The organism is Candidatus Eisenbacteria bacterium (assembly GCA_035712145.1).
Classification (GTDB): domain Bacteria; phylum Eisenbacteria; class RBG-16-71-46; order RBG-16-71-46; family RBG-16-71-46; genus DASTBI01.
This window is the reverse complement of sequence record DASTBI010000014.1, coordinates 1-3,139: the sequence shown is the minus strand read 5'-3', so window position 1 is coordinate 3,139 and position 3,139 is coordinate 1. Positions and strand designations below refer to the sequence as shown.

Below are 3,139 nucleotides of genomic sequence, written 5' to 3'. Positions count from 1 at the left end.
GCGCCGAGCCACTCGCGCACGTAGCGCTCGTTCAAGCCGGCGCGCTCGGCGAGCGCGTCAGACGTCATGGGCGGTTGATCACGCATGGCGTCGAACAACCCGGTGCGGTGCCCGATGGAAGCCATGAGGCAGAAGGCGCCCTGATTCAGGGCGCTCATCAGTCGGCCGGCGAACGCGTCCGCCTTGGCGCCGTCGATGGTCATGGAAGACTCCGGCATGCTGTCCCTTCCTGCGTGGGGTGTTGAGCGTGAAGTTCCTGGAACAGAGGCGGCCCAAACGGCGGGCAGACTAGCGGGTTAGCGGCCCGACGGCCACCCGAAGGTGGCCGCCTTGGGCGTCGTGGCCGCGAACGAGCGGCTTCACTTCATGGGGCCAGCAGCAGCTTCCGCGTCATGCTCACGCCGGCCGCTCGCATGCGCACGAAGTAGATGCCCTGACCGACCCGCTGACCCGCCTCGTTCGTGCCTTCCCAGATCCGCGAGTGCTCGCCGGCTTCGAGGTGTCCCGAGGCCAGTCGCCGCACTCGACTGCCTGCCAGATCGAAGACCTCCAGCTCGACAGCCGCGTCTTTGGCGAGCGTGAACCGGATGCTCGTGCTGCGCGACGTGGGATTCGGATAGGGGGCGAGCAGCAGCGTGGACTTCGGGGTCAACGGCCGCGTCTCGGCTGGCTCGGCCGACGCCGCGCTCGCGGCGCCCGCGGGCGGCTGATAGATCACCGGGAACTGGCGCGTGATGCAGCGGCCGGTGCCCGGGAAATCTTCGCACGCGTCGCAGTCGCAGAGCTCGACCTCGAGTGTGCAAGGACCGAAGGCCAGCTGAGCCGGCACGGTCAGGATGCTGACCTGGTTCACGTACGGGAACGGTGGTTCGTAGACGAAATCGTTTCCCTGCAGGTCCTTGCCGATCACCTTGACCCGCCTGCGCAACGTGAGGTTCGTGCTCGGTCCGCCCGGAGGGTCGCCCGGTCGCCAGGGATCCGCGTCGCCCGCCACCAGATTCAGACCCCACTGCGTGCTCGTGAAAACTTGGTTCGGAGTGGGACTGAAGACCGGGCTCCCGGTGACGAAGTACGGCGGATAATCGACCTCGAAGGTCAGCACCTTCGAGCGAAGTGCCTGCTCCTCCGGCGTCGCCGTTCCGGCTTCGATCTTCAGCACCAGCTCACGCCCGCTCGGGATCCGCCGATCGCGATCTCCGTTGCCGTCCTCCGCGTAAGCCACAGCGAAAACACGGCCGGCCTGGAAGATTGGCCAGTAGCCGGCAATCCTCGGCAGGTTGAAGACGTCATTGGGATCGTAGATCGGATAGAGACCGCTGAGCGCCCTCCGGCTCGGGATACCGTTGGGAGTGATCGACATCTCGAGGACCGACCGGAATCCGATCGGCGATCCATTCGCGGGGCCGGGCACGAGCACCGGACCGTCGGGGACGTCCATCACCTCGTGCGCCAGATCGGAAACTTTCACCGAGTAAGGGGAGTCCGGATCGAAGCCACCGTTGTGGAGAATGACCCACGAGTTCTTGTGCACCGTGTCGTCCTCTCCACGCACGAACAAGGTGTCCTCCCAGACCTCGAAGAAGGTCCTCCGATCGACTCGAAGCACCGGCAGCACCTCGGCCGAGTCGGGGCTCAGCAGGCTGCCCGGCAGTCCCGTGAACGACGACAGCAGCACGTACTTCTCGCCATTGGGTTTGAGCTGAAGCGCCGGGCTGTTCGGATCGGGACCCGACCACCACGTGTCGGGCGGCAGGTTTATCTTCACGAATATCCGCGTGACCTCCACCGTCGCCTTGGGGCCGATGGCGCGCAGGGTGAAGACGAGCTGGCTGCCGAAGATTGAACCGAGATCGAATGTGGCGCTTCGAACGTTCGGTCCCACGGTGACGAACGTCGGCGGTGGAGAAGAGAAGTCGACAGGATTGAGCCCGTATTCCCACGCCACGACCGGCCCCTTCTCCGAATGCCACGAGACCTCGAGGACGGAGCCCACGGAGCAGCTATCCCTCGGGCCGGGGTCCTCGACCGATTGTGTGATGTCCGCGACCCACTCGCGTGTGGTCAGACCGGAAGGCCCCAGCTCGAAGACGGTGCCCGAGCAGCGGCAGACATCGATGACCGGGGCCGGATTGTTTGGACCCGAAGGATCTTTCGCCATCGGCACCGGGGTCGCGGTGCGGTCGAATGCGAGAGCGGGGACCGGGCAGGCGAGACAGAGCGCAAGCAGCAGGCCCTGTGAGTGAGATGACATGACGCGTCCTCCTCGACGTGATTCCTGCGCGGCATCGGCCGGAACCCGGAGCCAGGACGGTGCCGGTTGGGGGCAACCGGTCACCCGCGATCCTACACCTGCGGCGTCCTCGATCAATCCTCAATCGGCAGGTATCATGCGCCGGGTTCGCCGACTTCCCGGGGCTCATGGATGGACCTTCCCGACATCAAGCCGATCCGGGCGTTCCTCGAGGAGCGCCACGTCGCCTTCGCGCGCGAAATCGCCGCGTGGTCGGTCGCGCTGGGCCGCCGCGGAGTGCCTCAAGATGATGCCGCGTGCCGTATGGAGGCGCGCGCATTGCTCCAGATGCTGGGCAAGGATCGCTGGTTCGAGCCGATCAAGGCCCAGGACTGGCGCTCGTGCTGCCTGGCGCGCGAGGCGCTGGCTGCCGTGTCGCCGCTGGCCGACGCGGTGTTCGCGCTGCAGGCGCTCGGAGCGCTTCCCATTTTTCGCTCCGGCTCGCCGCAGCAACGCGAGCTGTATGCGCTCCCCGCGGTGAGCGGCCGCTCGATGGCGGCCTTCGCGATGACCGAGCGCCAGGCGGGGTCCGACGTGTCGGCGATCGCGACCACCGCCGTCCGCGAGGGCGACAGCTACGTGCTCGACGGCCTCAAGACCTTCATCTCCAACGCCGGGATCGCCGACTTCTACACCGTCTTCGCGTCCACCGATCTCGGTGCGCGCAGCAAGGGCATCAGCTGCTTCGTCGTGCCCGCGCACTCGGACGGTCTGCGCTTCGTCGGACCGCAGATTCTCTCCGCGCCCCATCCGCTCGGCGAGATCCAGTTCGACGGCTGCCGGGTCCCGCTCGAAAACCGCGTGGGTGAAGAAGGCAAGGGGTTCGGGATCGGTCTCGGCACGCTGGAT

3 protein-coding genes are annotated in these 3,139 nt (G+C 66.6%); 1 reads left to right on the top strand and 2 read right to left on the bottom strand.

Annotated elements, in window-relative coordinates; genetic code table 11:
- The coding region (locus VFQ05_00695) for a transcriptional regulator (GenBank protein ID HET9325270.1) at nt 1-218 on the bottom strand (218 nt) is incomplete at its 3' end.
- Between the two features lie 146 nt (nt 219-364).
- On the bottom strand, nt 365-2,251 hold the full coding sequence (locus VFQ05_00690) for a FlgD immunoglobulin-like domain containing protein (protein HET9325269.1): 1,887 nt from the start codon (nt 2,249-2,251) through the stop codon (nt 365-367).
- 171 nt (nt 2,252-2,422) lie between these two features.
- On the opposite strand from VFQ05_00690, the gene VFQ05_00685 reads away from it, so the two are divergent.
- On the top strand, nt 2,423-3,139 hold a 717-nt coding region (locus tag VFQ05_00685; protein HET9325268.1), incomplete at its 3' end, for an acyl-CoA dehydrogenase family protein.